This window comes from Stenotrophomonas sp. TWI273, assembly GCF_039674765.1.
In the GTDB taxonomy this organism is placed as follows: Bacteria; Pseudomonadota; Gammaproteobacteria; order Xanthomonadales; family Xanthomonadaceae; genus Stenotrophomonas.
The window spans coordinates 24,139-32,709 of the sequence record NZ_JBDJOA010000024.1 but is presented as its reverse complement, the minus strand read 5'-3'; the positions used below and the strand labels follow the sequence as shown (position 1 = coordinate 32,709).

Here is an 8,571-nt window from a genome sequence, read left to right as displayed (position 1 = left end):
AAGCTGCTGGATGAAAGCGCAGCCGGCCAGCGGCCGGCACTACCTGGTTTCGTTCTGCGTTGCGTGGAGCCGGCCAGCGGCCGGCACTACCTGGTTTCGTTCTGCGTTGCGTGGAGCCGGCCAGCGGCCGGCACTACCGCATATCGCGTTGGCGTCAGCCCGCTTTACGGCGCAACGGCGTCACGTTGCTCGCGATCTTCGCGGCCTTTTTCGGCTTGCTGGCCACGGTCTGCGCATGGGCCGCGAAGAAATCGCGCACCTTGGGGTAGACCGTTTCGCGCCAGCGGCGGCCGCTGAAAATGCCGTAGTGGCCAGCGCCTTCGACGATGAAATGCTCGCGATGCGCGGCCGGAATGCCGGTGCACAGGTCCTGCGCCGCTTCGGTCTGGCCGAGGCCGGCGATATCGTCCAGCTCGCCTTCGATGCTCAGCAGTGCGGTGCCGGTGATCGCGCTGGGATCCACGCGTTCACCCTGCACGTACCACTCGCCGCGCGGCAGCAGGAATTCCTGGAAGACCACGCGGATCGTGTCCAGGTAGTACTTGGCCGGCATGTCGAGCACCGCGTTGTACTCGTCGTAGAAACGACGGTGCGCGTCGGCATCTTCCATGTCGCCCTTGACCAGGTCGGCATAGAAATCCCAGTGCGAACTGAAGTGGCGGCTCGGGTTCATCGACAGGAACCCGGCGTGCTGCAGGAAGCCCGGGTACACGCGGCGGCCCGCGCCCGGGAAGGTGGCCGGCACGGTGTGGATGACGTTGTTCTCGAACCACGACATCGGGTTCTGCGTGGCCAGGTTGTTGACCGCGGTCGGGCTGCAGCGCGCATCGATCGGGCCGCCCATCATCACCAGCGACCGCGGCGTGGTTTCGCCACGGCTGGCCATCAGCGAGACGGCGGCCAGTACCGGCACGGTCGGCTGGCAGACGCTGATCACATGCAGCTTTTCCGCACCGAGGTGGCGGATGAATTCCTGCACATAGGCGATGTAATCCTCCAGCCCGAACTCGCCTTCGCTGCCCGGCACCATGCGCGCATCGACCCAGTCGGTCACGTACACGCGGTGATCGCGCAGCAGGGTGCGCACGGTATCGCGCAGCAGCGTGGCGTGGTGGCCGGACAACGGCGCCACCACCAGCACGAACGGCTGGTTGAGCATGGTGTGCAGCTGGTCGGCTTCATTGCTGTGGCGCTTGAAGCGCAGCAGTTTGCAGAACGGCTTGCTGATCTCTTCGTGGACGACGATCGGCACGCGCTCGCCCTCGACGTCGATTTCGTTGATGCCCCATTCGGGCTTCTCGTAATCCTTGCCAATGCGGTGGAACAGCTCGTTCACAGCGGCCAGGCGATCCGCGCCGGGCATCTGCGACCACCAATGACCTTGATTGGCGAAGAACTTCGCGTTGGCCTGGGCCTGGTGCACCCACGGGGCGAGCAGGTTGCGGGTCAACTCATGCAGCTGATATAGCATGACGTCCAATATGTATGGTCTTATGTTGCCGCGCAGCATAGCGCACCCGTCGCGCGGGCGCGTTAATGCGGGTCCTGTCTCAATTGTTATCGAGACTCAAGGCGTGCCGCGTTCCAGTGCAGCCGCGTGTCCGGCCAGTGCGGGTGACAGCCAGCAGTGCGAGCCCAGGGCGGTGAAGCCAACCCGCTTGAGCTGGCTGCGGTACCAGCGCGCCGGGCGCGGCTGGAAGCCTTCGTGGTCGCCATCGAAGTCATCCTCGCCGGTGAACGCTTCCAGGAACGCCACGCCGGCGGTCAGTTCGGCAAAGCCTTCCAGTGCCGGGCGCAGCTCGCGGCTGGGCACGTAATGCATCACGTCCGAGCAGATCAGCAGATCCACCGGTGCGCACGGGCGCAGCCAGGCGAAATCGCCGACCTTGGCCGGGTGCAGGTTGCGGCTGAGGCCGTAGCGGTGCACGGCGTAATCACTGCTGTCAAAGCCCAGGTACTGCACGCGGGGGCGCAGTTTGAGCAGCGGGGCACGCCAGGCGCCTTCGCCACAGCCGATATCGAGCACGCTGCGGATCGGGCGTTCCAGGTAGTACTCGGCGCTGGCCACGGCGAGCGCCACCTTGCGCGCCAGGCGCGCGGCGCCACCGGTCTGGTCAGGCTGGTACCAGCGCTGGAAGTAGGCGGCGTCGTAGGTTTTGTCCATGGGGATGTGCACGTGGGTGAAAGCGGCGCTTATCGTACGGTGTGGCGCGCGTGGATGCGTAGGGGAGGTGTGGCGATGGGTCGCGCCCGCCACCCATCGGGTGGCCGTGCCGGGCATGCGAGAATGGCGGCCAACCCATGCCAGCCGCCGGAGCAAGCACATGCAGTCCTACTACTGGGTCAAGACCTTCCACCTGTTGTTCGTGGTGGCGTGGATGGCGGCGGTGTTCTATCTGCCCCGGATCCTGGTCAACCTCAGCGAGACGGCCGGCCAGCTGCCGGTGACCGAGCGGCTGCAGCTGATGGGCCTGCGCCTGTACAAGTTCGGCCACATGATGTTCGGCCTCGCGCTGATCCTGGGCGTGGTGCTGTGGCTGGGCTACCGCGTGATTCCGGATTTCCCCACCATGGTCGCGCCCGGTGCGGCGGGCTGGCTGCATGCCAAGCTCGGCCTGGTGGTGCTGCTGCTGGTCTATTACTCGTGGACCGGGCGGCTGCTGAAAGGCGCGGTGAAAGGCAAGCTGCTGCCGTCCTCGCGTGCGCTGCGCTGGTTCAACGAATTGCCGCTGGTGCTGTTCATCGGCGTGGTGTGGCTGGTGATCGCCAAGCCGTTCTGAGCGATCCACGACGATTCTGGCCGCCGGCACCACCCACCGTCCAGAAAAAAAGCCGGACGCCTGCGCGTCCGGCTTTTTCGTCTGCGCCGCAGCCTGATCAGGCCACTTCGTAGGTCCCGTAGCTGCGCAGGCGCTCGTAGCGCTTCTGCAGCAGCTCATCGACCGGCAGCTTCTCCAGCACGTCCAGCTCGTTGAGCAGCACGGCCTTGAGGCGCTTGGCCATCTGGTTCGGGTTGCGGTGGGCGCCACCGGTGGGCTCGCGCAGGACCTTGTCCACCAGGCCCAGGCTCTTCAGGCGCGGGGCGGTCAGGCCGAGCTGTTCGGCGGCGTCCTTGGCCTTGGCCGGGTCCTTCCACAGGATCGAGGCGCAGCCTTCCGGGCTGATGGTCGAGTACACGCTGTACTCCAGCATCACGGTGCGGTCGCCCACACCCAGTGCCAGTGCGCCACCCGAACCGCCTTCACCGATCACCGTGCAGACCACCGGCACCTTCAGTTCGGCCATTTCCATCAGGTTGCGTGCGATCGCTTCGGACTGGCCGCGCGATTCGGCATCGATGCCCGGCCAGGCGCCGGCGGTGTCGATCAGGGTCAACACCGGCAGGCCGAAGCGTTCGGCCATCTTCATCAGGCGCAGCGCCTTGCGGTAGCCCTCCGGCTTGGGCATGCCGAAGTTGCGCTTGATCTTTTCCTTGGTGTCGCGGCCCTTCTGATGGCCGATCAGCATCACCGAGCGGCCACCGATGCGGGCCAGGCCGCCGATGATCGCCTTGTCGTCGGCGAACGCGCGGTCGCCGGCCAGTTCCTGGAACTCATCGCAGATGATGCGGATGTAGTCCTCGGTATACGGGCGGGACGGATGCCGGGCCAGCTGCAGCACCTGCCAGGAGGTCAGGTTGCGGAAGATCTGTGCAGTGCGCACCCGCAGCTTGTCCTGCAGGGCATTGACCTCGGCCTCGACATTGACCGCAGGTCCGGCGCTGGCGCTGCGCAGTTCCTGGATCTTCGCCTCCAGATCAGCGATGGGTTGCTCGAAGTCGAGGTAGTTCGGATTCATCGGAAACCGTCGTGAAGAAAAGAGGGAAAGTGTAGCCGAATGCGCCGAAAAGCCCCGTACGCCGTCGTCTGGAAACCGACGGTAGCGCAGCGGGGCCAGGCGCGCCAGTCAGCTCAGGGGACGACCAGCGCCGCGCTGCCCATCAGCGTGCTGCGGGTCTTCACGAAGGTGTTGTAGCCCTCGTTGGCCTCCTTGGGCAGACCCGAGCCCAGCCGCGCGGTGGCGGCGGTGAACGCCATCTGCGCCTGGAAGGCCTCCTGCTGGAGCTGCAGCTGCGCATCGGCGGTGGTGGCATGCAGGTAGCGGGTGTACAGCTCGCGCAGCGGGCCGGCATGGGCCTCGAAGGCCGGGTCCAGCGCGGGCAATGCGGTCGGGGCGGCTTCCAGCGCGTAGGCGGGCGCGACGTAGCCCTGGGGCTGCTGGCGTGCGTAAGCACCGGGCTGGCCCATGCCTGCTTCGACGTAGGCGATGAAATCCGGGGCGGTGAAGATCTTGGCGTTGATCCGGCCGCCGCTGGCGTCCACGTGGGCCACGGTCTGCACCTCCGGGAACGGCTCGCGGACGCCGAAGCTCCACGCCTTGTCGATGAACAGGTCGTGGGTGCTCTGGTACGGCCCTTGGAAGGTCACTCCGCCCAGCTCGATCTGCTTGTCCAGGCTGCCGAAGTTCTGCAGCTTGTCTTCGCTGGTGACGTAGATCTCGTTGGCGATCACGTACTCGGCCAGGGTCGGGTTGATCAACCCGCCCTTGCCGCTGGCGTAGACGATGAAGCGCACGTCGCCGAGCTGATCGGTCTGCAGGTGATGCTCACCGGGCTTGAGCTTGACCGGGCGCGAGGCGTGCGCGGCGATCGGCAGTTCGTTGCCGTCGATGCGCAGGGTCAGCGGCGTGGCGCCCGGGTTGTCGATCTCGAAGGTCTGGGCGGGGCCGGCACAGCCGGTGAGGGCGACGGCTGCACTCAGCAGCACGGCAAAACGCTTGATCAAAACAAAACACCTGTGTTGCAACAGAAAAAAGGATCAGTTCGCCCACGGTGGGCTGTAGCGCACTTTCACCGTGCGGACCGCGGGATCGGCGCGCAGGGCGTCGACCAGTTGGCTGTCCACGCGCACGGCGATCTCGCCGGCAACGTCGAGCATGCCGGCCACGGGGCCCTGCTCCGAACCGAGCAGCAGGTCCAGGCGCAGCGGTGTGCGGCCCGGGCGATGCCGGTCGAGCAGGGCGTTGATGCGGTTCCACACCGCGCCGTCCTGGCGCAGGTCCACCCGCAGCGACAGGCGCGTGGCGTAGTTGGCGCAGATGTCTTCGTAATCCCAGACCTGGCGGATGCGCAGTGCGTAGCCGCCGTTGAACTCGTCTTCGCGCAGGCCGCCCTTGACCACCAGGATGCGGTCCTTGGTCATCAGGTGGCCGAACTCGGCCAGGCCATCGGTGAAGGCGCTGCATTCCACGCGACCCTTGCCGTCTTCGAGCTGCATGAAGATCTGGCTTTCGCCCTTGCGGCGCACGCCGACCACCAGGCCGGCCAGGATCACCGGCGTTTCCTGGCGCCAGGCACGCTTCTCTCCGTCCTTGCTCGGGCGTGCCGGCGGGATCAGCTTTTCGAGCTTGCCCAGGTCGGTGCCGACCAGTTCCTTGACGTCGTCGGCGTAGGGATCGAACGGATGGCCACTGAGGTAGAAGCCCAGCGTTTCGCGCTCGCCTTCCAGCAGCTGGCCCAGCGCCCACTCCTTGGCTTCGGGCAGCTCCAGCTGCATCGCCGTGCTGACCGGATCGGGTGCGCCGAACAGCGAGTTCTGGCCGGAGGCCTTTTCGCGCGCCATCTGGTCCGTGGCCTTGAGGACCTCGGGCAGCTGCAGCATCAGCGAGGCGCGGTTCTTGCCGAGCCCGTCCATCGCGCCGCAGTTGATCATCGCTTCCAGCGTGCGGCGGTTGAGCTTGCCCGATTCGGCACGCATGCAGAAATCCAGCAGCGACGCATAGCGGCCGCCACGCTGGCGTTCTTCCACGATCGCTTCGCACGCGCCCTGGCCGACGCCCTTGATCGCGCCCAGGCCGTACACGATGGTGTCGGCGCTGGAGGCTTCGAACATGTACGCCGATTCGTTCACGCGCGGCGGCAGCACGGTCAGGCCGAGGTTGCGCACTTCGGCGAGGAAGCCGACCACCTTGTCGGTGTTGTCCATGTCCGAGGACAGCGTGGCGGCCATGAACTCGGCCGGGTAATGACGCTTGAGCCAGGCGGTCTGATAGCTGACCAGCGCGTAGGCAGCGGCGTGCGACTTGTTGAAGCCGTAGCCGGCGAACTTCTCCATCAGGTCGAAGATCGCGTCGGCCTTGGCTTCGACGACACCGTCCTTGGCCGCGCCTTCGCGGAAGATCTCGCGGTGCTTGGCCATTTCGGCCGGCACCTTCTTGCCCATCGCACGGCGCAGCAGATCGGCGCCGCCCAGCGAGTATCCGCCGACGATCTGCGCCATCTGCATCACCTGCTCCTGGTACACCATGATGCCGTAGGTGTCTTTCAGGATCGCTTCGGTGCGCGGATCGGGATAGATGATTTCTTCCTGCCCGTGCTTACGCGCGTTGAAGGAGGGAATCAGGTCCATCGGGCCGGGGCGGTACAGCGACACCAGCGCGATGAGATCTTCGAAGCGGTCAGGGCGTGCGTCTTTCAGCAGGCGGCGCATGCCCGAGGATTCGAACTGGAACACCGCGCCGGTATTGCCGTTGGCGAAGATGTCCTTGTAGGTGGCCACGTCATCCAGCGGCAGCGCGGTGATGTCCACCGGCGGAATGCCGGCGCGCTCATGGCGCTTGTTGATCGCCTTGACCGCCCAGTCGATGATCGTCAGCGTGCGCAGGCCGAGGAAGTCGAACTTCACCAGGCCGATTTCTTCGACGTCGTTCTTGTCGAACTGGGTGACCGGGTTGCGGCCGCGGCCGCCTTCGTCATGTTCGGCGAACAGCGGGCAGAATTCGGCCAGCGGTTCCGGTGCGATCACCACGCCACCGGCATGCTTGCCGGCGTTGCGGGTGAGGTCTTCGAGCTGGCGCGCCAGGTCGATCAGGTCGCGGACGTCGTCTTCGTTCTGGTAGCGCTGGATCAGCTCCGGCGAGGCCATTTCCGAATCCTTGCCTTCGCCCATCGCATCCTTGAGCGAGATGCCCAGGATGTTCGGGATCAGCTTGGAGACGCCGTCGACCAGACCGTACGGGAAGCCGAGCACGCGGCCGGAATCGCGCACAACGGCCTTGGCCGCCATGGTGCCGTAGGTGATGATCTGGCTGACGCGGTCGCGTCCGTACTTGCGCGCGACGTAGTCGATGACCTCATCGCGGCGGTCCATGCAGAAGTCGATGTCGAAGTCGGGCATCGACACGCGTTCGGGGTTGAGGAACCGCTCGAACAGCAGGTTGTACGGGATCGGATCCAGATCGGTGATCTGCAGCGCCCAGGCCACCAGCGAGCCGGCACCGGAACCACGGCCGGGCCCGATCGGAATGCCCTGGTTCTTCCCCCACTGGATGAAGTCGGCCACGATCAGGAAGTAGCCGGGGAACCCCATCTTGATGATGGTCGCCAGTTCGAATTCGAGGCGCTCGAAGTAATCGGCGCGGGTCTTGCCCGGTGCCAGCGGGTTCTTTTCGAGGCGTGCTTCCAGGCCCTTGCGCGATTCGCTGCAGATCCAGCTGTCGAGGGTTTCCTCTTCGGGGACCGGATAGTTGGGCAGGAAGTAGGTGCCCAGCCGCATCTCGATATTGCAGCGTTCGGCCAGCGCCAGGGTGTTGTCGATCGCGTCGGGAATGTCGGCGAACAGCGCGCACATGTCCTCGGCGGACTTGAGGTACTGCTGGTCGCTGTAATCGCGCGGGCGCTTGGGATCGTCCAGCACGCGGCCGGATGAAATGCACACGCGCGCTTCGTGGGCGCTGAAGTCTTCCGGCTGCAGGAAGCGCACATCGTTGCTGGCGATCACCGGCAGGCCGCGCTGGCCGGCGGCCTGCAGGGCGAACTGGTTGAAGGCTTCTTCGCCATCGCGGCCGGTGCGGGTCAGCTCCAGGTGCAGGCCGTCACCGAACACGCGCTGCCAGTCGGCGAGCTGTTGCTCGGCCAGATCGTGGCGGCCGTCGCCGGCGAGGCGACCGGCGAGACTGTCGCGGCCGGCCAGTGCGAACAGGTTGTGGCAGCCGGCTTTGAGCCACTCCGGGTGGACGGCGACGCCGCCTTCGGGGCGATGGCCTTCCATCCAGGCGCGGGTCAGCAGCCGGGAGAGGCTGAGGTAGCCTTCGCGGTCGCGGCAGAGCAGGGTCATGCGCCAGGGCGTCATGCCTTCTTCGGCGATCATGATGTCCGCGCCGGCGATGGGCTTGATGCCCACGGTTTCGGCGGCTTTGTAGAACTTTACCAGCGCGAACAGGTTGTTGAGATCCGTCACTGCCAGCGCGGGCAGCTTCAGTTCGACCGCGCGGCTGAGCAGGTTGGCCTGCTTGGCTTTCTTCGGGTCAGCCTGATCCGGCTTCGCCGGGACACGGATGGTCGAATCCGCCAGCGAAAATTCGGTGTGGACGTGGAGATGTACGAAACGGGAAGTGGACATGCCGAACCAATGTGATGCCCGGTCAGGGTAGCGGTGGCGGTGGTCGCTAACAAGGCTTGACAGGGGTGTTGCGGGGGCGCGGGTTGGCGCTGGGGTTCAGGTTTCCCGTGGCACCCGTCATGCGCTGCAGCCG

General features: G+C 65.8%; 6 protein-coding genes. 1 reads left to right on the top strand and 5 read right to left on the bottom strand.

Annotated elements, in window-relative coordinates:
* Positions 1-154: 154 nt before the first annotated feature.
* Both phaZ and ABE571_RS17525 read right to left on the bottom strand, forming a co-directional pair.
* Entirely contained in the window at positions 155-1,510 is a 1,356-nt protein-coding gene (phaZ, locus tag ABE571_RS17530) for a polyhydroxyalkanoate depolymerase (RefSeq protein WP_313210832.1), read from the bottom strand.
* Positions 1,511-1,567: 57 nt separating this feature from the next.
* Positions 1,568-2,164 (bottom strand): class I SAM-dependent methyltransferase, encoded by a 597-nt coding sequence (locus tag ABE571_RS17525; protein ID WP_346494288.1) that lies wholly within the window; start codon positions 2,162-2,164, stop codon positions 1,568-1,570.
* A 160-nt stretch (positions 2,165-2,324) separates the two neighbouring features.
* Here ABE571_RS17525 and ABE571_RS17520 point away from each other — a divergent pair, with 160 nt between their 5' ends.
* Positions 2,325-2,780 carry a CopD family protein gene (locus ABE571_RS17520; RefSeq protein WP_121041460.1) on the top strand — a complete coding sequence of 152 codons (456 nt, stop codon included), beginning with the start codon at positions 2,325-2,327 and terminating at the stop codon, positions 2,778-2,780.
* A 97-nt stretch (positions 2,781-2,877) separates the two neighbouring features.
* Here ABE571_RS17520 and ABE571_RS17515 read toward each other — a convergent pair whose 3' ends face one another.
* From ABE571_RS17515 to dnaE, 3 genes are all read right to left on the bottom strand, one after another.
* Entirely contained in the window at positions 2,878-3,837 is a 960-nt protein-coding gene (locus tag ABE571_RS17515) for an acetyl-CoA carboxylase carboxyltransferase subunit alpha (protein WP_282263659.1), read from the bottom strand.
* A gap of 113 nt (positions 3,838-3,950) precedes the next feature.
* Positions 3,951-4,823 carry a hypothetical protein gene (locus ABE571_RS17510; protein WP_313217715.1) on the bottom strand — a complete coding sequence of 291 codons (873 nt, stop codon included), beginning with the start codon at positions 4,821-4,823 and terminating at the stop codon, positions 3,951-3,953.
* A gap of 33 nt (positions 4,824-4,856) precedes the next feature.
* On the bottom strand, positions 4,857-8,438 hold the full coding sequence (dnaE, locus tag ABE571_RS17505) for a DNA polymerase III subunit alpha (protein ID WP_313217716.1): 3,582 nt from the start codon (positions 8,436-8,438) through the stop codon (positions 4,857-4,859).
* Positions 8,439-8,571: the final 133 nt, after the last annotated feature.

Coding starts and splice junctions, on each gene's coding strand:
- ABE571_RS17520 (WP_121041460.1), top strand. CDS start 2,325: ATGCAGTCCTACTACTGGGTCAAGACCTTCCACCTGTTGTTCGTGGTG.
- ABE571_RS17515 (WP_282263659.1), bottom strand. CDS start 3,837: ATGAATCCGAACTACCTCGACTTCGAGCAACCCATCGCTGATCTGGAG.
- ABE571_RS17525 (WP_346494288.1), bottom strand. CDS start 2,164: ATGGACAAAACCTACGACGCCGCCTACTTCCAGCGCTGGTACCAGCCT.
- phaZ (WP_313210832.1), bottom strand. CDS start 1,510: ATGCTGCGCGGCAACATAAGACCATACATATTGGACGTCATGCTATAT.
- dnaE (WP_313217716.1), bottom strand. CDS start 8,438: ATGTCCACTTCCCGTTTCGTACATCTCCACGTCCACACCGAATTTTCG.